The sequence below is a fragment of the Bacillus sp. MN7755 genome (genome assembly GCF_054771475.1).
Window position 1 is genome coordinate 404,527 of sequence record NZ_BTRL01000001.1, and the last position, 20,833, is coordinate 425,359.

At 37.2% G+C, this 20,833-nt stretch carries 17 protein-coding genes and 1 pseudogene; 5 read left to right on the forward strand and 13 right to left on the reverse strand.

The annotated features are described in order from the left end of the window. Window positions 1-14: 14 nt before the first annotated feature. The 3 genes from murA to spo0F all read right to left on the reverse strand — a co-directional run bounded on the left by murA (window position 15) and on the right by spo0F (window position 3,070). Window positions 15-1,304 (reverse strand): UDP-N-acetylglucosamine 1-carboxyvinyltransferase, encoded by a 1,290-nt coding sequence (murA, locus tag ACYVEC_RS02125; protein ID WP_000413263.1) that lies wholly within the window; start codon window positions 1,302-1,304, stop codon window positions 15-17. A 329-nt stretch (window positions 1,305-1,633) separates the two neighbouring features. After that, complete coding sequence (locus tag ACYVEC_RS02130) at window positions 1,634-2,491, reverse strand: class II fructose-bisphosphate aldolase (protein WP_001131847.1); 858 nt, start codon at window positions 2,489-2,491, stop codon at window positions 1,634-1,636. Window positions 2,492-2,701: 210 nt separating this feature from the next. Beyond that, a complete protein-coding gene (spo0F, locus tag ACYVEC_RS02135; RefSeq protein WP_460505500.1) occupies window positions 2,702-3,070 on the reverse strand; it encodes a sporulation initiation phosphotransferase Spo0F in 369 nt (122 codons plus the stop codon). Between the two features lie 201 nt (window positions 3,071-3,271). Here spo0F and ACYVEC_RS02140 point away from each other — a divergent pair, with 201 nt between their 5' ends. Then, on the forward strand, window positions 3,272-3,796 hold the full coding sequence (locus ACYVEC_RS02140; protein ID WP_275719171.1) for a DUF2529 domain-containing protein: 525 nt from the start codon (window positions 3,272-3,274) through the stop codon (window positions 3,794-3,796). Window positions 3,797-3,828: 32 nt separating this feature from the next. On the opposite strand, the gene pyrG is transcribed toward ACYVEC_RS02140, so the two are convergent. From pyrG to ACYVEC_RS02180, 8 genes and pseudogenes are all read right to left on the reverse strand, one after another. Beyond that, a complete protein-coding gene (pyrG, locus tag ACYVEC_RS02145) occupies window positions 3,829-5,436 on the reverse strand; it encodes a CTP synthase (RefSeq protein WP_060632967.1) in 1,608 nt (535 codons plus the stop codon). A gap of 257 nt (window positions 5,437-5,693) precedes the next feature. Then, window positions 5,694-6,221: a DNA-directed RNA polymerase subunit delta gene (gene rpoE / locus ACYVEC_RS02150; protein WP_063222527.1), complete on the reverse strand. Its 528-nt coding sequence runs from the start codon at window positions 6,219-6,221 to the stop codon at window positions 5,694-5,696. Between the two features lie 154 nt (window positions 6,222-6,375). Beyond that, window positions 6,376-7,005 (reverse strand): TetR/AcrR family transcriptional regulator, encoded by a 630-nt coding sequence (locus tag ACYVEC_RS02155; RefSeq protein ID WP_460505504.1) that lies wholly within the window; start codon window positions 7,003-7,005, stop codon window positions 6,376-6,378. Between the two features lie 66 nt (window positions 7,006-7,071). Then, a complete protein-coding gene (gene acdA / locus ACYVEC_RS02160) occupies window positions 7,072-8,211 on the reverse strand; it encodes an acyl-CoA dehydrogenase AcdA (RefSeq protein ID WP_063222529.1) in 1,140 nt (379 codons plus the stop codon). 21 nt (window positions 8,212-8,232) lie between these two features. Beyond that, window positions 8,233-9,363, reverse strand: a complete 1,131-nt coding sequence (locus ACYVEC_RS02165) for an acyl-CoA dehydrogenase (protein ID WP_063222530.1) — start codon at window positions 9,361-9,363, stop codon at window positions 8,233-8,235. 72 nt (window positions 9,364-9,435) lie between these two features. Further along, entirely contained in the window at window positions 9,436-10,287 is an 852-nt protein-coding gene (locus ACYVEC_RS02170) for a 3-hydroxybutyryl-CoA dehydrogenase (RefSeq protein WP_063222531.1), read from the reverse strand. A 49-nt stretch (window positions 10,288-10,336) separates the two neighbouring features. Then, window positions 10,337-11,619, reverse strand: a pseudogene (locus tag ACYVEC_RS02175) (acetyl-CoA C-acetyltransferase). Window positions 11,620-11,628: 9 nt separating this feature from the next. Then, window positions 11,629-13,740 carry a (Fe-S)-binding protein gene (locus tag ACYVEC_RS02180; RefSeq protein ID WP_063222533.1) on the reverse strand — a complete coding sequence of 704 codons (2,112 nt, stop codon included), beginning with the start codon at window positions 13,738-13,740 and terminating at the stop codon, window positions 11,629-11,631. Window positions 13,741-14,046: 306 nt separating this feature from the next. On the opposite strand from ACYVEC_RS02180, the gene cls reads away from it, so the two are divergent. The 3 genes from cls (at window position 14,047) to ACYVEC_RS02195 (ending at window position 19,018) form a co-directional block, all read left to right on the forward strand. Beyond that, window positions 14,047-15,240: a cardiolipin synthase gene (gene cls, locus ACYVEC_RS02185; RefSeq protein WP_063222534.1), complete on the forward strand. Its 1,194-nt coding sequence runs from the start codon at window positions 14,047-14,049 to the stop codon at window positions 15,238-15,240. Between the two features lie 20 nt (window positions 15,241-15,260). Then, the gene (gene uvsE, locus ACYVEC_RS02190; RefSeq protein WP_063222535.1) at window positions 15,261-16,214 is read left to right on the forward strand and encodes a UV DNA damage repair endonuclease UvsE; all 954 of its coding nucleotides are present in this window, start codon (window positions 15,261-15,263) and stop codon (window positions 16,212-16,214) included. Between the two features lie 125 nt (window positions 16,215-16,339). Then, a complete protein-coding gene (locus tag ACYVEC_RS02195; protein ID WP_460505508.1) occupies window positions 16,340-19,018 on the forward strand; it encodes a DUF4084 domain-containing protein in 2,679 nt (892 codons plus the stop codon). Between the two features lie 16 nt (window positions 19,019-19,034). Here ACYVEC_RS02195 and ACYVEC_RS02200 read toward each other — a convergent pair whose 3' ends face one another. Together ACYVEC_RS02200 and ACYVEC_RS02205 are read right to left on the reverse strand one after the other, a co-directional pair. Then, window positions 19,035-19,172, reverse strand: a complete 138-nt coding sequence (locus tag ACYVEC_RS02200) for a quorum-sensing peptide PapR (RefSeq protein WP_063222537.1) — start codon at window positions 19,170-19,172, stop codon at window positions 19,035-19,037. An 83-nt stretch (window positions 19,173-19,255) separates the two neighbouring features. Beyond that, a complete protein-coding gene (locus tag ACYVEC_RS02205) occupies window positions 19,256-20,119 on the reverse strand; it encodes a helix-turn-helix domain-containing protein (RefSeq protein ID WP_063222538.1) in 864 nt (287 codons plus the stop codon). Between the two features lie 342 nt (window positions 20,120-20,461). Here ACYVEC_RS02205 and ACYVEC_RS02210 point away from each other — a divergent pair, with 342 nt between their 5' ends. Beyond that, window positions 20,462-20,833 (forward strand): bacillolysin, encoded by a 372-nt coding sequence (locus ACYVEC_RS02210; protein WP_063222549.1) that lies wholly within the window; start codon window positions 20,462-20,464, stop codon window positions 20,831-20,833.

The window sequence follows — 20,833 nt, forward strand, 5'->3', positions numbered from 1 at the left end:
TGCGGAAGTATCACTTATGCGTTCTTCATCTCTTCAATTTCTTGCTTTGTCATTTGTTCTCGCCAAATGTTTGCGCCAAGCCCTTTAAGCTTGTCTACTATATTTTCATAGCCTCGATCGATATGCTCAAGTCCGGTTACTTCTGTAATTCCATCCGCCATTAACCCTGCAATAACAAGAGCCGCTCCAGCCCGTAAATCACTTGCTTTCACTTTTGCACCTTGCAATAAAACAGGACCAGTTACAATTGCCGAACGACCCTCTACTTTAATTTGTGCATTCATACGACGTAATTCATCAATGTGTTTAAAGCGTGCGCCGTAAATCGTATCCGTTACAACACCCGTTCCATGCGCCTTTGTTAAAAGTGTTGTAAATGGTTGTTGTAAGTCTGTTGGGAAACCTGGATATACAAGCGTTTTTATATCAACTACTTTCAACCTTCTATTACCGTTCACTGTAATTTGGTCATCGTTCGTTTCAACCTGGACACCAGCTTCTCTTAACTTTGCCGTAACTGACTCTAAATGCTGAGGAATAACATTATCAACTGTCACTTCTCCTCCTGACGCAGCACCTAAAATCATATACGTACCCGCTTCAATACGATCTGGAATGATCGTATGATGACAACCATGCAGTGAATCCACACCATCAATTCGGATTACATCTGTACCAGCACCTTTAATACGTGCACCCATACTTGTTAACAATGTAGCTACATCAATAATTTCTGGTTCTTTTGCTGCGTTTTCAATAACAGTTCTACCTTTCGCGCGCACAGCTGCTAGCATAATATTAATCGTAGCTCCTACACTAACAACATCTAAATAAATACGTGCACCGCGTAGTTCATCTGCTCTTAAATAGATAGCACCTTGTTCGTTTGTAACATGTGCACCTAACGCTTCAAACCCTTTAATGTGCTGATCAATTGGCCTCGGTCCTAAATGACATCCACCCGGAAGCCCAATAACAGCTTTTTTAAAACGGCCAAGCATCGCACCCATTAAATAATAAGAAGCACGCAATTTTTTCACTTTTCCGTTTGGTAAAGGCATTGCAACCATGTTAGAAGGATCGACTACCATCTCTTCCTCCTGTCCATAAGTTACTCTTCCTCCAATTTCCTCTAGTAAGTCTCCTAACATTTTCACGTCCGAAATATTAGGAACACCACCAATAGTTACTGGAGTATCTGCTAAAATTGTCGCTGGAATTAGTGCAACGGCGCTGTTCTTTGCACCACTCACGCGAATTGTTCCATTTAAAGCTCTTCCGCCTTCAATTAGCAATTTTTCCATATTGAGCTCCCTTCTTGTGAATGTATTTACTTTCTATATTTTTATAGAAAGCTCCCCTTAAGAATCTCAATTACTTTTCCATCCCAAAACTCAATAAATAGGAAACCATTATCTTCATTTCTCCTGTAGTACGAATAGATAAAGATTAACTATTCATCGAATTCACTTTATCAATTTAGATACGTTATCACATTTATTAATAGGACTATGCACATTATTTTCTATTTCAAAAAAAAATGATAAAATCTTTAGACTTGTTCACGCTTTCATTATACAACGAAAGGAAACCGTCTAAAAGACTAGACGGTTTCCAAAACGGAATTTTATTCTTACGCTTTACCGTTAGAACCGAACTCACGCATTTTACCAGCAACAGTTGCTTTAATAGCGTCGCGGCCAGGTCCAATAAATTTACGAGGATCGTAAACTTCTTGGTCTTTGTTTAATACTTCACGAACAGCTTTTGTAAACTCGATTTGGTTCTCAGTGTTTACGTTAATTTTTGAAGTACCTAAAGAGATAGCTTTTACGATATCAGCAGTTGGGATACCAGTACCACCGTGTAATACTAAAGGTACGCCAGTGAAGTCACGAACTTGTTCCATTTCAGCGAATCCTAAGTTAGGCTCACCTTTGTAAGGACCGTGTACAGAACCTAAAGCTGGAGCTAGGCAATCGATACCTGTTGCTTCAACAAGGTGCTTACACTCTGCAGGATCAGCGTAAATTACGCCTTCAGCGATTACGTCGTCTTCTTGTCCGCCAACTGTTCCAAGCTCAGCTTCAACAGATACGTTACGAGCGTGTGCGTATTCTACTACTTTTTTAGTAGTTTCAACGTTTTCTTCGAATGGGTGGTGAGAAGCGTCGATCATTACAGATGTGAAACCTGCATCGATTGCTTCTTTACATTTTTCGAAGCTTGAACCATGGTCAAGGTGAATCGCTACAGGAACAGAGATGTTCATTTCTTCGATTAAAGCTTTAACCATAGCTACAACTGTTTTGAAACCAGTCATATGACGAGCTGCACCCTCAGATACACCTAGGATTACAGGAGATTTTTCTTCTTCCGCAGCAGCTAAGATAGCTTGAGTCCACTCTAAGTTGTTCATGTTGAATTGACCAACTGCGTATTTTCCTTCTAGTGCTTTGTTTAGCATTTCTTTCATAGAAACTAAAGGCATGGTGAATCCTCCTAAAAAACGTTTTTTGTATCCGATAAGTTCTTATCGCTGGTAGTATGACCAGAATAAGGTAAAATATGTATATCTACATACCGGACTTTTTTCTACACTCAATAGGATAACAACTTGTACTCAAAAACTCAACCGTATTCACCTGCACAATGGTCCATGTAAACGCTTTTTTCCATATTTTTTATAAAAAATTCATTTTTATGCCTCTACAGCGAGCTCATCTCTCACCGCTTGACGAATTTCATCAATATCAAATGGTTTAGCAAAATGCATTAAAGCACCTAAATCTTTTGCTTCTTGGATCATATCAAGCTCTCCATAAGCAGTCATTAAAATCACTTTAATACTTTCATCAATTTCTTTTACATGCTTTAAAATCTCTATACCATCCATACCCGGAATTTTCATATCTAACACTACTAAATCTGGATTATCTTTTTTCACGATATCTAAAGCTTGAAATCCATTCGCTGCTTGGAATGTCTGATAACCTTCTTTTTGGAACACTTCATGTAATAACACACGAATGCCATATTGATCATCAACGATTAAAATTTTCCCTTCCATAACTCCCAACCTTTCTGTGTAAATACAAGATTTAAAGCTTCTTATATCTTAACGATTAATTTTCGCTATTCTTTGGCAAATTCCTTCCTATTCTTTCTTATTTTACCGTTTCCTATTTTGTTATGCCACCCTTCGATTTCACCTTTCTAAAAAAATAAACTATAATGAAAGCCGGTAGACACGTACGAAGGGAGTAACATTATGTTAAAAATTTTTTCAACCCAATTAAGTGGTTATTTCTCCAGAGTTTCTCAAAAAGAGGAAATGAATATAGAGGATAGCGCCCGTCTACTTGCTCAAGCATTAGTTGGCGAAGGTTTCATTTATTTACATGGTACAAATGAAATGGAGGGCGTTGTTGCTGAAGCACTATTCGGTGCTGAACCAATGAAGCAAGCAAAACGATTATATAAAGATGGTAAAGAAGTAGAAGTAACGTCTGCAGATCGTGTACTTCTTATTAGCCGTTTTTCAACAGATGAAGAAGTTGTAGCAATAGCCAAAAAACTTCAAGCCAATGGACACTCTATTGTCGGCATCTCTGCTATTCAAGAAGGTACTGAATCGCTAGAGCAATATACAGATGTACATATTGATACAAAGTTGTTAAAAGGTCTTATTCCAGACGATGAAGGTAATCGCTACGGATTCCCAAGCTTAATGATAGCTTTATTTGCATATCACGGGATCAAATTTACAATTGATGAAATGTTAAATGAATATTAAAAAAAGCGCCCTATTTCAGGCGCTTTTTTTTATTACTTGCTCTCTTTATTCGTAATAGAAGCTCTTACGAAGTCATGGAACAATGGTTGTGGACGGTTTGGACGAGAAACTAGTTCCGGGTGGAACTGTGCTGCCACGAACCAAGGGTGATCTTTTAATTCAATGATTTCAACTAGACGACCGTCTGGGCTTGTACCAGAGAATACAAATCCTTCTTTTTCCATATCCGGACGGAATTGATTGTTGAACTCATAACGATGACGATGACGCTCATATACAACCGGCTCATTGTAAGCATTGTATGCATTTGTTTCTTCAGCAAGCTTACATGGATATAGACCAAGACGAAGTGTACCACCTAAGTCTTCTACATCTTTTTGTTCTGGTAATAAGTCGATGATTGCATACGGAGTATCAGGATTAATCTCAGAAGAGTTAGCTCCTTCTAATCCTAATACGTTACGTGCGAATTCAATTGATGCAAGTTGCATACCTAAGCAAATTCCTAAGAATGGAACTTTGTTTTCACGAGCATATTGAATTGCAACGATTTTACCTTCTACACCACGATCTCCGAAGCCACCTGGTACAAGGATACCATCTGTGTCTCCTACTAATTCTTGTACGTTCTCTGCTGTTACGTGCTCAGCGTTTACCCATTTCACTTCTACATCTGTATCGAAAGAGTAACCTGCATGACGAAGTGCTTCTACAACAGAAATGTATGCATCTTGAAGCTCTACGTATTTACCAACAAGAGCGATTTTTGTTTTCTTAGAAAGGTTACGTACTTTATCAACTAGCGCAGTCCACTCTGTCATATCTGCAGCTGGATTGTCTAATTTCAAGTGATCGCAAACGATTTGGTCCATGTTTTGTTCTTGAAGAGATAATGGAACCGCATATAAAGTATCTGCATCGCGAGCTTCGATAACTGCTTTTGTATCGATGTCACAGAATAATGCAAGCTTGTCTTTCATATCTTGAGAAACAGGCAGTTCTGTACGAACAACGATAATGTTTGGTTGAATACCTAAGCTACGAAGTTCTTTAACACTATGTTGTGTTGGTTTTGTTTTCATTTCACCCGCTGCTTTTAAATACGGGATTAACGTACAGTGAATGTACATTACATTGTCACGACCGATGTCGCTCTTAATTTGACGAATTGCTTCTAAGAATGGTAGAGACTCGATATCACCAACAGTTCCACCGATTTCTGTAATAACAACATCCGCATTTGTTTCGCGACCAGAACGGTATACGCGTTCTTTAATTTCATTAGTAATGTGAGGAATAACTTGAACTGTTCCTCCTAGGTATTCACCACGACGCTCTTTTTGAAGAACTGAAGAGTAAATTTTGCCTGTTGTTACGTTGCTGTATTTGTTTAAGTTGATGTCGATGAAACGCTCATAGTGACCAAGGTCTAAGTCAGTTTCTGCACCATCATCTGTTACGAATACCTCACCGTGTTGGTATGGGCTCATAGTCCCTGGGTCTACGTTAATGTATGGATCAAACTTTTGAATAGTTACGTTTAAACCACGATTTTTTAAAAGTCTTCCAAGAGATGCTGCTGTAATACCTTTTCCTAGAGACGATACTACACCGCCTGTTACAAAAATATACTTAGTCATGAAAAAGCTCCCTTCTATTTTGCTGTTATATAATCACCGTTGCAAAGCGCAACGTATGTAGATAACACTGTATCCATCTTATTGTTAGACTCTTTTTATATTCTAAACAAAAAACAAAAAAGAAAATTGCTCCCCTCATCACATAAAGTAATAAGTAGGGAGCAATTTTCTTTTATATTTACACTTTAAAAGTATTATCGTCCTTTTTTAAAGAGCCCAAAAATGATTCTACATGGACGATAATGAAAAGTCAAGAACTACAGCTCTTCCTCTTCTTCTTCTTCAGTTTCATCATACTCAAGTTCTTCTTCAGCGAAGTCTTCGTCATCATCTTCATCTAAATCATCAAGATCATCGTCGTCTCCGTCTTCTTCTTCAAGAACCTTGTCCAAATCTTCTACATCATCATCTTCGTCTACATTTCCGTCTGCATCGTCGAAGTCTTCTTCAATGTAGTCGTCAAAACCGTCTTCTTCAACTTTACGTTTCTTCTTCGGTTTTGGTTGAGGCAAGATTTCTTCATCAATTTGCTCATATGGGTACCAGCTGCGTAGCCCCCAACGATTTTCTCCTAAATTAATGAAACGTCCATCGATGTTTAAGTCTGTATAAAATTGTGCGAGTTTCGCATTAACTTGCTCTTGAGATAGTCCCAGCACTTGAGCGATTTCTTGAACCAACTCGTTGAATGTCGTTGCTTGTCTTTTATCCCCTAAAACGCTATGTACAACTTCAATCATTGAACATTCTTTTAGCTCTTCTGGTGAATATTGCTTAAAATTCACTTATGCGGCACTTCCTTTCTTCAAATATAACCTTATATATAACGGTCTGCTTAAAAAAATCCATACTATTCATTATAAACAAAAGTCGCACAAATATGCTACAAAAAAAAACGGGAAACTTTATATAGCAATAAAATTATAATTTATCCATTCCTTATTTCGGAAGCATATGGGCCCCTTGCAGCACATACCTAATTTGCATTTCTGTATATTCTTCGAGCGTATATAGTTTTTGCAGCGCCCAACGTCTAAATCCCCACATCTGTCCTTGTATAAAAATATTATGTGCAAGAAGCTGTATTTCTTTTTCATCTAATGTAAATGTTCCATTTTCCGTACACTGTTCTAAAATATTCTCGAATATTCCTACCATTTGAAACTCCTTTTCTAATACGTACGGGAGTGATTCTTTCGGTAAAAAGCGTACCTCTTGATACATTATTAATACTTCTTCCTGCAATTCGTCCATCACTTTAAAGTAATTCGTTATTGCTACCTTTAGACTTTCTATACTCCCTTTCTCTGTGCAAACTACTTCCTCTAACCTTTCTTTTACATGTTCATAAATGCTATCACAAACCAAATACAAAACATCATCTTTTGTGCGAATGTACTCATAAAGTGTTCCGATACTAAACCCAGCTGCCTTTGCAATCTCTCTCGTTGTTGTACGCGGGAATCCCTTTTGCTTAAACAATTGCACCGCACCTTTAATCATTTGTTCACGCCTTAACGCGACTAATTTCTCATCTTTCACGGACGCATGTACATTATGTTTAACCATCCCCTTCACCTCTCTCTATTATTTTTTGGAAGGAAAAAGCGTAGGAAAATACCTACGCCTTTGCTCCTACTTCGTTAACATACGAGAAATTACGAGCCTTTGAATTTCTTGTGTTCCTTCATATATTTGTGTAATCTTTGCATCTCGCATATAACGCTCTACTGGATAATCTTTCGTATAACCGTAACCACCAAATACTTGCACTGCTTCAGTCGTCACCTTCATTGCTGCATCGCCTGCAAATACTTTTGACATCGCTGACTCTTTCCCGTACGGAAGCCCTTCCGACTCAAGCCAAGCTGCTTGGTATGTTAGAAGACGCGCCGCCTCCACATCCGTTGCCATATCTGCAAGTTTAAAGCCAATTCCTTGCTGCGCCGCAATTGGTTTCCCAAACTGATGACGCTCTCTTGCATATTCTACGGAAGCATCTAAAGCACCTTGTGCAATACCAACCGCTTGCGCTGCAATACCGTTACGGCCACCGTCTAATGTTTGCATCGCTATCTTAAACCCTTGTCCTTCTTCCCCTAGTAAGTTCTCTATAGGAATACGGCAATCTTCAAACATAATTTCAGTTGTTGGTGAAGAGCGAATCCCTAACTTACTTTCCTTCTTCCCAACTGAAAATCCTGGTGTATCACTTTCCACAATAAACGCGCTCGTGCCACGCTGCTTCGATTCGGGATCAGTTAACGCAAAAACAACATAAATATCAGCAATGCCGCCATTTGTAATAAATATTTTCGATCCATTTAAAATGTAATGGTCTCCATCTCTTTTTGCTGTTGTCTTCATCCCACCAGCATCCGATCCAGAACTTGGTTCCGTTAAGCCGTATGCGCCAATTTTCTTCCCTTCAGCCATCGGTCGCAAAAACTTTTGCTTTTGCTCTTCCGTTCCAAATTTAAAAATCGGCCATCCAGCAAGTGAAGTATGCGCAGACAGTGTTACACCTGTCGAAGCACAAACGCGAGATAATTCTTCAATAGCAATTACGTACACTAAGTAATCGCTTCCAATTCCACCATACTCTTCAGGCCACGGAATACCCGTCAAGCCAAGCTCTGCCATTTGATCAAATAACGCTCGATCAAATCTCTCTTCTTCATCACGCTCAGCTGCTGTCGGTGCTACTTCGTTCTTAGCAAAATCCCGAACCATTTTTCGGATCATTTCATGTTCTTCGGATAGTTTAAAATGCATTCCCGTCTCCCCCTCGTTCTTCTATAAAGCTCGACTAATAACAAGTTTTTGTATCTCACTCGTTCCCTCATATATTTGCGTGATTTTCGCATCACGGAAAAATCTTTCTACTGGGTAATCTTTCGTATAACCGTAACCACCAAATACTTGCACCGCTTCAATCGCAACTTCAACGGCTGTTTTAGAAGCGAATAATTTCGCAATAGATGCTTCTTTACCGCATGGCAATCCTTGTGCTCTTAGCGATGCTGCTCTATATACGAGTAATCGCGATGCTTCTACACTAGTTGCCATATCTGCAAGTTTGAATCCGATTCCTTGCTGCGCCGCAATTGGCTTTCCGAATTGCTCACGTTCTTTTGCATAATCAATTGCACATGCAAGCGCCGCTTCAGCGATTCCTAAAGCCTGTGCACCAATTCCAATTCTTCCAACATCTAAATTCGCCATCGCTACCTTAAATCCTTGTCCTTCTTCACCAAGTAAATTCTCAGCCGGCACTATCATATCCTCGAACGTAAGCTGTACTGTGCGAGAACCGAAAAGTCCCATTTTATGCTCATCTTTGCCGATAATTAAGCCTGGTGTATCTTTCTCTACTATGAATGCAGAAATCCCACTCTTTCCTGCCTCAGGATTTGTAGAAGCAAATACAATATATGTACTTGCTTCACCGCCATTTGTAATGAACACTTTCGATCCATTAATAATGTAATGATCGCCTTTCTTTACAGCTCTTGATTTCAAACTTCCTGCATCTGATCCTGCATTTGGTTCTGTTAATGCAAATGCACCTAAATATTCACCAGTCGCAAGCTTAGAAACATATTTCTGCTTCTGTTCTTCTGTTCCAAAATATAAAATCGGATTCATTCCAACTGACGTATGTACAGCTAAAATTACACCAACCGTTGCACTTACCTTTGAAATTTCTTCAATTGCTAAAATATACGAAATAAAATCCATTTCTGCGCCGCCGTATTTTGCAGGCACTGGAATTCCCATTAATCCAAGCTCACCCATCTTCTGCAAAATCTCTTTTGGGAACACCCCTTGTTCCATACTAGGAACAAAAGGTGCAATTTCCTTCTGTGCAAAATCTCGAACCATTTTCCTCATCATTTGCTGTTCTTCATTAAAACGAAAGTTCATATATTCCGCCTCCATTTGCTATATATCCTTTAAATAATTTGGTAAGACCACTATTTTGTAACAAAGGGGGATTTATTCGTAAACGTAGAAACCACGACCTGTTTTACGTCCTAACCATCCTGCGTTTACGTACTTACGTAGTAATGGACATGGGCGATATTTACTATCACCTAAGCCTTCATGCAACACTTCCATAATGTATAAACATGTATCTAAACCGATAAAATCAGCGAGCGTTAAAGGACCCATCGGGTGATTCATACCGAGTTTCATCACTTCATCAATCGCTTCTTTCGTCGCTACACCTTCATATAGCGTATAGATTGCTTCGTTAATCATCGGTAATAAAATACGGTTCGATACAAACCCTGGGAAATCATTTACTTCAACTGGTACTTTCCCAATTTTCTTCGTAATATCTTCAATCGTTTCATATACGGCATCATCTGTAGCCAAACCACGAATAATTTCAACAAGCTTCATAACTGGAACAGGATTCATAAAGTGCATACCGATTACCTTTTCCGGACGTTTCGTTACTGCTGCAATTTCTGTAATTGGCAGAGATGACGTATTTGTCGCTAAAATTGCGTATTCTGGAGCAATTTCATCTAAATTCGCAAAGATTTTCTTTTTAATATCCATTTTCTCAACAGCTGCTTCAATAATAAGATCCGCTTCCTTCACACAATCTAAATCAAGCGTTACTGTAAGACGATTTAATGTCGCTTCCTTCTCTTCTTCCTTCATGCGTCCCTTTTCTACTTGGCGCGCTAAGTTTTTCGTAATGATAGTCAATCCTCTATCTAATTGCTCTTGTTTTAAATCTTGTACCTTCACATCATATCCTGCCATTGCACATACTTGCGCGATTCCCGATCCCATTTGTCCCGCACCAATTACAACAATTTTTTGTACACTCATTTCTTCTTCCCCCTTAATTTTTAATAAACTATATACCTTCTAATCTTAATTAGTGAACTTCAATCATCACTGCATCACCTTGACCGCCACCGCTACAAATAGAAGCAATTCCAATTCCGCCGCCGCGCTGCTTCAGTGCATGAATAAGTGTAACGATAATGCGCGCACCGCTTGCTCCAATCGGATGCCCCATTGCCACTGCGCCGCCATTTACATTCAGTTTTTCCGGATCAATTCCTGCGATTTCTGTACTTGCAATCGCTACCGCTGCAAATGCTTCATTAATCTCGAATAAATCAATGTCTTCAATTGTCTTGCCTGTTTTTTTCAACAATGCATTAATTGCATAACCTGGCGTTCTTGGGAAATCTTTAGATTCCACCGCAATTGCTGTATGCGCCAAAATTGTCGCTAACGGCTTTCTTCCTTCTTGCTTCGCTCTGTCTTCGCTCATTAGTACAAGTGCAGCACCACCATCGTTTAGTCCTGGCGCATTACCAGCCGTCACCGCCGCTTTCTTATCAAATACAGGTTTTAGTTTCGCTAATTTTTCAACCGTTGTATCTTCACGCGGTGCCTCATCCTTTGCAACAACAATAGGATCGCCTTTTCTTTGCGGAATCGTTACGGGTACAATTTCCTCTTCAAAACGTCCTTCTTTATGCGCTGAAACCGCGCGTTGATGGCTACGATATGCCCATTCGTCTTGCGCTTCGCGAGAGATCCCATCTTCCTTCGCAACTTCTCCGCCATAAACGCCCATGTGTATCCCTGAAAATGCGCATGTTAAACCGTCTGCCACGTTTAAATCGATAACTTCGTTGTTACCCATTCTGTATCCCCATCTTGCCCCACGCAAAATGTAAGGACTGTTACTCATTGATTCCATTCCACCAGCTACAATCAGTGATTGATCACCAGTACGAATAATTTGATCCGCTAACGTAACCGCACGAAGCCCTGAAGCACAAACTTTATTCACTGTTTCCGTCTGCACTTCCCACGGGATTCCAGCAGCTCTCGCAGCTTGACGCGATGGAATTTGCCCCTGTCCGCCTTGAATAACCGTTCCGAATATAACCTCCTCAACATCACTAGCAGAAACATTTGCTCTTTCAAGCGCCGCTTTAATCGCAATTCCTCCAAGTTCTGTTGCTTTTACGTCTTTTAAAGATCCTCCAAATTTCCCAACCGGTGTTCTTGCAGCACTTAAAATAACTGTTTTACTCATGTCTATTTCCCCCATTTTTTTATTAGCGCTGAGCGCTCGCTCGGTATTCTTACGTTGAGAAGAGGTGCAATCATTGCACCTCTCTCTAAATTTGTATACATGCTTGCAGATTACATTGCTTCTTTCTTCTGTCCGATAACAGAGCGTTCTAAAATCTCTGTTACATCAAGAGTTTGAACCTTCTCTTCTACTTCTTTCGCTTTCGTCCCATCACTAATCATCGTTAAGCAATATGGACAACCTGTACCGATAATGGATGGTTGCACAGCTAATGCTTGTTCTGTACGAGCAACGTTAATACGAGAACCTGCCGTTTCCTCCATCCACATTAAGCCACCACCTGCGCCACAACACATTCCCGTTTCACGGTTACGTGCCATTTCCACAAGATTCACGCCAGGAATCGCTTTCAAAATATCACGTGGTGCTTCATATACTTCGTTGTATCTTCCTAAATAACAGGAATCATGGTACGTAACTGTTTCCTCAATAGCGTGAACAGGTTTTAAGCGTCCTTCTTTCACCCACTGAGCTAACAGTTCTGTATGATGATAGACTTCTGCTTGCAAGCCAAAGTCTGGATACTCATTTTTAAATGTGTTATAAGCATGAGGGTCAATCGTAACGATTTTCTTCACTCCTGCTTTTTCAAATTCTTCAATATTCTTTGTCGCCATCTCTTGGAATACAAATTCATTTCCAAGGCGGCGCGGTGTATCTCCAGAGTTCTTTTCTTTATTACCGAGAATCGCGAATGAAATGCCTGCCTCGTTCATTAACTTCGCAAACGATATCGCAATCTTTTGACTACGATTGTCGTATGATCCCATCGAACCAACCCAGAATAAATATTCAAACTCCTCGCCAGCTTTCGATTTTTCTTTTACAGTTGGAACTGTTACTTCATCGTCACCTTGGCGCCATGTTTCACGCTCTTTACGGTTTAGACCCCACGGATTCCCTTGACGCTCGATGTTCGTCATCGCACGCTGCGCTTCCGCGTCCATCTTTCCTTCTGTTAAAACGAGATAGCGGCGTAAATCAATAATTTTGTCAACATGCTCATTCATAACCGGACACTGGTCTTCACAGTTACGGCAAGTTGTACATGCCCAAATCTCTTCTTCTGTAATAACATCTCCGATTAAACTCGGATCGTAAGCGAGTGCTGTAGCTGCTGATTCTTGCTGCCCTTTCCCAGCTGCCATCATCGCTAACTGATTTCCTTGTGTATTATTAAAAGCAACTACTGGAACCCACGGTGCTTTTGACGTTACAGCCGCTCCTTTATCAGTTAAATGATCGCGAAGTTTTAAAATTAAATCCATCGGCGATAACATTTTTCCTGTTCCTGTTGCCGGACACATATTTGTACAACGACCACACTCTACGCAAGCGTATAAATCAATAAGCTGATTTTGTCTAAAGTCTTCAATTTTACCGACACCAAATGTTTCTTGTGTTTCATCTTCAAAGTCAATTTTTTCAAGTTTCCCTGGATTTGAAAGACGACCGAAGAATACGTTAGCTGGTCCTGCAATTAAATGCGCGTGTTTTGATTGTGGTACGTACACTAAAAACGTTAACAAAATTAGTAGATGCACCCACCAAGAGAAATAGAACACAGAAATGGCTACGGTTTCATTTATCCCTGAGAAAACGTAAGCGATTGCAGAAGCGATTGGTTCACTCCATGAAAGCTCCTCGCCGTGCCATATAATTCCCATCCCATTACCGAGTAGCACAGAAATCATTAAGCCACCAATAAAGATAAGAACAAGGCCTGATTTGAAATTACGTTTTAAACGAACTAGCTTCTCGACATAACGTCTATGAAAAGCCCAAAAGACTGCAATTAAAATAACAAGTGTGACAATTTCCTGGAAGAATGTAAATGCAGGGTATAGTGGTCCAAGTGGAAGATGTGATCCTGGTGCGAGTCCTTTCCAAACGAAGTCAATTGCTCCAAATTGGACAAGAATAAATCCGTAAAAGAACATAACGTGAATAATGCCGCTCTTCTTATCTTTCAGCAGCTTTTTTTGACCGAAAACATTGACCTTAAGAAGATCCCAACGCTCTTTAAAACGACGGTCAAATTCAATCTTTTTTCCTAACTGTATGTAGGCCATCCTCGTTCGTATAAGATATACAAACAAATATCCCGCATAAGCAATAACAGCAATGGCAGCCAGCCAATTAATGATTAGTAAGCTATTCATTTTTATGCTACCCCTCTCTTTGTAAGCCCTCTTTCTTTTTTAGAATCTTCGAAAACATATAATTTTCTGAATTTTTCCCCTACCTTTATTATATAATGAGTGAGCATTCAGTCAACAGTTTTTTGTTATACAACAACATATTTTTTCATAAAGCTGTTTATTTCGGTGAAACTATAAAGTGAAACTTTAATGAGTAAGAAGCTATTCATTCCCTACTCATTATTAGCCCGCAAATAACGGGATAAAGTGTAAGTATGATTTATACAAAACTGATGGTGAAAAGACCGTGAAGGAGGGAATTTACTCATGTTCTTCTTATCTCTCTTGTTAATAGGCAGTGCTCTGTGGATTGTAATCGACCTTTCTTATGGGAGAATTGTTCATTTAAAGCGTGTACATTCTCGTTCTTTCCCTTTACGTCAAAGTGATTTTCACCTTTATACATACGGAAAAGATTTGTATGACGCCCTATTTACTGATATAAAACAGGCGAAACGCCATGTGCACGTTTTGTTCTTCATTGTAAAAAACGATAAAATCAGTCGTGAATTTTTAAAGTTACTGATCGATAAGGCAAAGGAAGGAATTGAAGTAAGACTTTTACTCGATCGATTGGGAAGCCACTATTTATCAAACGAGGCAATTCGCTCCCTGCAAAAACATGGTATCTCTTTTTCATTTTGTCACAAAGTAAAGTTTCCTTTCCCTTTCTTCTCTGCAAATCAAAGAAACCATAGAAAAATTACAGTCATTGACGGAAAAATTGGTTATATCGGAGGATTTAATATTGGTGAAGAGTATTTGGGACATAATGAACGATTAGGATTATGGAGAGACTATCATTTACGTCTTACAGGCGAAGGAGTACAAGATTTACAAAAACAATTTTTACATGACTGGTTTGATGATACAAACCAAAATTTATTGAATGCTTCTCTTTATTTTCCGAAACAGCAACCCGGCACTATCCAACATCAATTTATTCCGACTGATGGTGCGTATTTACAACATACTTTTTTACATTTAATTGAAGGGGCAAAAAAGGAACTCTTTATCGGTACACCCTATTTCATTCCGGGAAAAAAAATTATGAATGCATTATTAAAAGCACGAAAACGTGGGGTTCAAATTACGATTCTCGTTCCAGAAAAAGCTGATCACGCCCTTGTTCGAGAAGCGAAGTTCCCATATTGCCGAAAGTTAATACGAGCCGGGTGTAATATTTACGCATTTCAACAAGGTTTTTTTCACGCTAAAGTTATTATAGTGGATGATTATATTTGTGATATCGGAACTGCAAACTTTGATATGAGAAGTTTATATATTAACCATGAAATCAACTGCATTTTATATGATAAACATTTTATACAAGCAGTAAAAAGCAAATTCCATGAAGATCTAGAAAACGCGTCATTACTTTCCTTTGAAGATGTTAGCCCACTTTCTCTTATTGATAGAGGAAAAGAATGGATAGGAACGATACTTGCTTTCTTCCTATAAATAAAAGAGGTGTATTCATTATGATTATGCGGTTCGGATATGTCTCACATGCAATGGCACTCTGGAACTGTTCTCCGGCTAAAACGATGACATTTACAAGCTTTCAAAAGCTCAGTAAACAAGAGCGAGAAGATAAATTATACGATGTTACAAGGCAGAATCTTGAGCATACAATACGTATTCTTCATTACAATATAGCGCATGAAATCCCATTATATCGCATGTCATCTTCCATTGTCCCGCTTGCAACACATCCCGAAGTCGAGTTTGATTATATCGGGGCATTTACACCGCTTTGGCGTAAAATCGGGGCATTAATTAAAGAACACAATTTACGAGTAAGTTTTCATCCAAATCAATTTACCCTATTCACAAGCGACAAGCCACATATTACAACTAACGCTATTACAGATATGACCTATCATTATAAGGTATTAGATGCAATAGGAATTGCAGATACTTCTTATATTAACATCCATGTAGGTGGTGCCTATGGAAATAAAGAAAAAGCAATTGGACGTTTCCATGAAAACATAAAAAAACTTCCTGCACATATAAAAAAGCAAATGACACTTGAAAACGATGATAAAACATATACAACCGCTGAAACTTTATCTATTTGCCAAAAGGAAAAGATCCCATTCGTATTTGATTATCATCATCACATGGCAAACCTTTGCGCGGAACCGCTAGAATTGTTACTTCCTGCAATTTTTGAAACTTGGTCACATACAAATATCCCTCCTAAAGTTCACATTTCCTCCCCTAAATCAAAAAAAGAATTTAGGGCCCACTCTGAATATATTGATTTGGAGTTTATTAAGCCTTTCTTATACATTGCAAAAAAAGTCAATCATAATTTCGATATTATGATTGAAAGTAAACAGAAAGATTTAGCAATGTTGCAATTCATACATGAATTATCCTCTATAAGAGGGATAAAAAGAATAAAAAGCGCAACGCTACAATGGTAAATTGTAATGTTGTGCTTTTTTTTTTAAAAGTAATTCTTATAGTAAAAATGTTCCTATTTTATATGCTATTATTTAAATTAGCATTTTCCCCCTGAGATTCAACTTTATTGAAACGGAGTCATAATATGATTAATCAAAAAAAATATGTACAATTTGTCATAATTTATATTTGTATATTTTCTCTTTGGATATTCTTTATTCCAAATGAGTGGAATATAAAAGAAATTGGAATCCTTTTCTTATTTTGTTTTGCTGCAATCTTTTCTTGTTATTGCTCATATAAAGCAATTAAGAAGATGAAACGCGGTGATAAATTATTTTGGGTGTTATTATTATGCACTTGCCTATGTGGATTGGCTATGGAGATAACTTTATTTCTTCATTCACTTTCTATATGTAATCAAGTCATATTCTCATATGAGGCACTACCTTTTTTCATCATACAATATATTTTACTCTTTTCTGGCTTTGCTATAAAGTTCATAAAACATTACTCTATTAGAGGCCTTGCCCAATTTTCATTCGATAGTATCTTTATCGTTATTATGAATATTTATTTCACCTTAACTTTTATTTTGGACCTTTCAAGCTTCAATATGCTAACAAAGGGTACGTGGGTTTTAATCGGATACTTTATCGCACAATCATTAGTAATTTACGCCGTTATTAGCCTATATAGAAGAGAACAATATTCTTCTAGTAGAATTTCATTAATTATTGGTTTTACTATCATTCTCGTTTACGGATATATACAGCTGTTCCAGTTAAACATAGGAATGCAAACTTCTGCTGAAGTCTCTTATTTAATACATACCGCTTCAATTTTATTAATTGGTTTGTCGTCCATACTATATATTTTAGATAAACCAATACAGCATGAAACGAAAACAAAATATTATCGATTTGATTATGTGCGCTTTATATTACCTTATTTTAGTATAATCATTACTTTTTCTTTTATTCTCTTTCAACCTTGGGATGATAAGTTCATGTTAATCGGTCTAGTATTATCACTCATCTTATTATTCCTACGACAACTTTACATTTGGAAAGATAATAAAGTATTAATCGATACATATGAACAGCTGACTACACAACTAGAAGATGAAGTTGAAGAAGGTGCATTTGCATTATCCAAAAGTGAACAACGCTATAAATCTTTATTTGAAGATCATCCCGATGCTGTTTTCTCTTTAAATATGAATGGTATTTTCCAACAATCTAATACAGCTTGTGAAAGCTTATTTACTGCCTACTATTGTGAAGTAGAAAGCTATTCCCTTTTACACTTTATTGATCCAAAAGACCATGATTTACTACAGAAAGCTTTACAAATAACAAAAGAAGGTAGACCACAAACCTTAGAAGTTCGCACAAAAGAAAAAGAAGGCTATTACTATTATCTTCACATTACACTCATCCCTATTTTCATAAACAAAGAAGTTGTTGGGATGTTCGGCATAGCACGTGATATTACAACTTTATATGAAAAACAAAAACAAGTAGAACATTTAGCCTTTCATGATGCACTTACTGGATTACCAAATCGTCGAAAGTTTGAAAAGGATTTAAAAGACATTTTAAATACAGCTCAAACTAGTGCAAATGATGTTGCCATCATGTTCCTTGATTTAGATCGATTCAAAAAAATTAACGATAGACTTGGTCACGACGTCGGAGATTTATTATTAATTGAAGTAGCAAAAAGGTTACGCAGTTGCTTGCGTTCAAAGGATGTCGTTGCTCGCCAAGGCGGAGATGAGTTTACAATTCTATTACCAGATATGTACTCAGAAAAGAGTGCAATATTTATAGCTGAACAGATTTTAACCATTTTAAACAAACCATTCTTCATTAAAGATGAAGAACTGTCTATTACACCAAGTATCGGAATTGCAATGTACCCTGATTATGGAACAGATGTAACAGAATTAATGAAAAATGCTGATATGGCTATGTATCGCGCGAAAGCAAATGGAAAAAACAGATTCGTTTTCTTCTCAAAAGAAATGAGTATTGCTCAAAATGAGAGTAACTTCTTAGAAGGAGAACTTTCAAAAGCATTACAACAAAATGAATTTTTCCTTGAATACCAGCCACAAGTAAGCACAAAAACAAAACAAATTATCGGCTTTGAAGCATTAATTCGTTGGAAACATCCAAAACTCGGTATCGTATCCCCTGCCCAGTTCATTCCGCTAGCGGAGGAAACCGGATTTATTATTGAGCTTGGAAATTGGATTTTACGTACCGCCTGCTTAGAGGCAAAAAGGTGGCATAATCAAGGTTTTTCTCACTTGAAAGTTGGTGTGAATTTATCTGTTGTTCAATTTAACCATGCAGATTTAATCCCAACCATTTCAAAAGTATTAGAAGAAACAGAGCTAAAACCAGAAGCATTAGATATTGAAATTACGGAAAGTATCGCAATTAATCAAAATCAATCTGTAGTTGCAAAGTTAGAACAGCTTCAAAATCTCGGTATTCAAATTTCAATCGACGACTTTGGAACTGGTTATAGTTCTTTAGCTTATTTAACAAAATATCCAATCAACACATTAAAAATCGCTCGAGAGTTTATTTGCGGCATTACAACTAGCCCTTTAGAGGAAGCGATTATTTCTTCTATTATTACACTATCAAAAGAACTACATTTAGAAGTTATTGCGGAAGGTGTAGAGACCGAGGAACAATGGAAGTTTTTATATGAGCAAAACTGTGACAACATTCAAAGGTTCTTTATTAGCAAGCCTGTTTCTAGTAAAGATGTTTGGAGGTTACTCCACAAAAAAACAACCGTCTAAGTAAGACGGTTGTTTTTTAATGTTCAAACGGTATATCACGAGCTAATTGTACTTGATCTTGCTGATTTATTAGCACTTGCTCTTGACTTACTCCAAAGGCAATACCAGACAACATTGCAACGGCTACTAAACTACAAACAAGAAATTTCTTCATATTTATCACCCTATGTTTTTTCTTGTAAATATATCACAAAAATATACTTGTAAAATATGCAAATATGCATATCGGGACCAACCTTAATTTAAATATTTCTTTTTCTTTAATACAGCCGCTTTATATGAATGCAAATCTAATAAATCAAAGAATAAAGAAGCTTTTTCATAAACTTCTTTAATTTCATTTGATGCATAATCTAATTTCTCCAGACACTCACCCTTTTGGTAATATAAATGCCCAATTAACTCCATACTTCCTATATGACAGGAAGTCTCAATTGCTTCATTCAATTGATATAGTGCATCTTCAAAATGATTACTCAAACATAAAGCTTTTGCATAGTTATATCGAACTTTAACTATAAATACTTGGTTATTGTTAAATGATTCTAACTGTTTTAAAATTTCTCGGAATAGTGTCATTGCTTTGTCCAATTGATCGTTTTCTGCATAAATGATTGCAATAGAATTTTCAATATATAAATCTTGAAATACATCTACCCCTCCATATGATTGATGTACAATTTTTTTTAACTCTAAAATACAATATTCAAAATCGAGTTTCTTCAAAACATATGCAGATAAGTAATAGTACCAAAGAAGAAACTGATTAAATTCTGGATGGGATTTTTCTTTCTTAAGTTCATTTGAAACAATTTTATAAATTTCATCATATTTTTTTTTCTTGCTCAATACTTGAATTCGATCTTTAAACTGCTTTTTCCTCTCAATATCAGAATAAATGAGTACCTCATAAAAATGAGTAATGGGAACTTGTAATTTTGCTGCAATACCTTGCAATATATCCATACTTGGGTATACTGCGCCCGCTTCAATTCTGCTCACTTCCGATTGATGACATATGTTATCAGACAACTGTTTTTGTGTTAATCCTCTCATCACCCTAATTTTCTTTATTTCATTTCCTAATTTTTCTGCGTTCATACTTACTCACCATCCCATTATAACAATCTAATTTTTTGAGTTGTCATACCACTACAATAATGTGAATTCGACAATTTTTGATATGAAATAATGCATAATATATATAAAATTCGGCAAATTTTTCATACAATCCATCTCACATAATATAATAGACTAGTAATTTTATAGATAAATTATAGAAAATTTGCCCGTGCTTTCGTTACATTCGGTCTTCTTTATCCTTTATCAGCAGAAGCTATTCATGCCCAAGAATTAAATAAAAATGAAGTGAAAGTTGAAATTGCTCAGCCTGGTTTAACAATTGGGAAATTAACAGAACCTCAAAATGATACGAAAGAAAATATTGCGAAAAAGTATTTAAAAGGTGAGGTAAACGGGGCTAAAGCTCAACAAGAACAAGTCACTACTGAAAAAAATGTAGATTTCCAACCTACAAATAAAGAAACAAAAGAAAATCAAACCGAAGTTCGCCTTGCACAAACTTACAAAAACTATAAAGTATATGGCCAAAATCTCATTGTAAAAGTAGATAAAAATGGAGTAATCACAACTGTTAGTGGTAAAGTTGTTCAAAATTTAGATCAACAACCTAATCTTACTATAACAAATTTTTTGTCGAAAAATGAAGTGAAATCTAAATTACGCGATATAGTTCAAATTCTAGGTGATGCAACCGAGACGGAATTACAAGAAAAAGAAGTTTACCACTCATAG

Coding starts and splice junctions, on each gene's coding strand:
- pyrG (WP_060632967.1), bottom strand. CDS start 5,436: ATGACTAAGTATATTTTTGTAACAGGCGGTGTAGTATCGTCTCTAGGA.
- ACYVEC_RS02140 (WP_275719171.1), top strand. CDS start 3,272: ATGTTAAAAATTTTTTCAACCCAATTAAGTGGTTATTTCTCCAGAGTT.
- uvsE (WP_063222535.1), top strand. CDS start 15,261: ATGATTATGCGGTTCGGATATGTCTCACATGCAATGGCACTCTGGAAC.
- ACYVEC_RS02205 (WP_063222538.1), bottom strand. CDS start 20,119: ATGAACGCAGAAAAATTAGGAAATGAAATAAAGAAAATTAGGGTGATG.
- cls (WP_063222534.1), top strand. CDS start 14,047: ATGTTCTTCTTATCTCTCTTGTTAATAGGCAGTGCTCTGTGGATTGTA.
- ACYVEC_RS02170 (WP_063222531.1), bottom strand. CDS start 10,287: ATGAGTGTACAAAAAATTGTTGTAATTGGTGCGGGACAAATGGGATCG.
- acdA (WP_063222529.1), bottom strand. CDS start 8,211: ATGCATTTTAAACTATCCGAAGAACATGAAATGATCCGAAAAATGGTT.
- ACYVEC_RS02155 (WP_460505504.1), bottom strand. CDS start 7,005: ATGGTTAAACATAATGTACATGCGTCCGTGAAAGATGAGAAATTAGTC.
- ACYVEC_RS02200 (WP_063222537.1), bottom strand. CDS start 19,172: ATGAAGAAATTTCTTGTTTGTAGTTTAGTAGCCGTTGCAATGTTGTCT.
- ACYVEC_RS02165 (WP_063222530.1), bottom strand. CDS start 9,363: ATGAACTTTCGTTTTAATGAAGAACAGCAAATGATGAGGAAAATGGTT.
- ACYVEC_RS02180 (WP_063222533.1), bottom strand. CDS start 13,740: ATGAATAGCTTACTAATCATTAATTGGCTGGCTGCCATTGCTGTTATT.
- ACYVEC_RS02130 (WP_001131847.1), bottom strand. CDS start 2,491: ATGCCTTTAGTTTCTATGAAAGAAATGCTAAACAAAGCACTAGAAGGA.
- murA (WP_000413263.1), bottom strand. CDS start 1,304: ATGGAAAAATTGCTAATTGAAGGCGGAAGAGCTTTAAATGGAACAATT.
- spo0F (WP_460505500.1), bottom strand. CDS start 3,070: ATGGAAGGGAAAATTTTAATCGTTGATGATCAATATGGCATTCGTGTG.
- ACYVEC_RS02195 (WP_460505508.1), top strand. CDS start 16,340: ATGATTAATCAAAAAAAATATGTACAATTTGTCATAATTTATATTTGT.